We start from the raw sequence: 235 nt of genomic DNA, 5'->3' as shown, positions 1-235 counted from the left end.
AAGACTACGACGTTGATAGGTTGGATGTGGAAGTGCGGTGACGCATGAAGCTGACCAATACTAATTGCTCGTGAGGCTTGACTATACAACACCCAAGCAGTTGTATACGAACTTCGAAAGAAGTAAGCATCATTTGATTCATAAAAGATCAAACATACTTGATTTAGTTGTAAAGCTAGTTAAAATATTCAACTCAAATGTTCTGTTAAACTCATTTGGTACGAAGTAAGGCATT

At 37.0% G+C, this 235-nt stretch carries 1 rRNA gene; it reads left to right on the top strand.

The annotated features are described in order from the left end of the window. Positions 1-85, top strand: a 23S ribosomal RNA gene (locus WFN33_RS20340); the annotation flags it as partial. Positions 86-235: the final 150 nt, after the last annotated feature.

The organism is Acinetobacter sp. AS167 (assembly GCF_037152175.1).
Taxonomy (GTDB): domain Bacteria; phylum Pseudomonadota; class Gammaproteobacteria; order Pseudomonadales; family Moraxellaceae; genus Acinetobacter.
The sequence above is the reverse complement of the archived record's forward strand: the minus strand, read 5'-3'. Positions and strand labels throughout refer to the sequence as shown.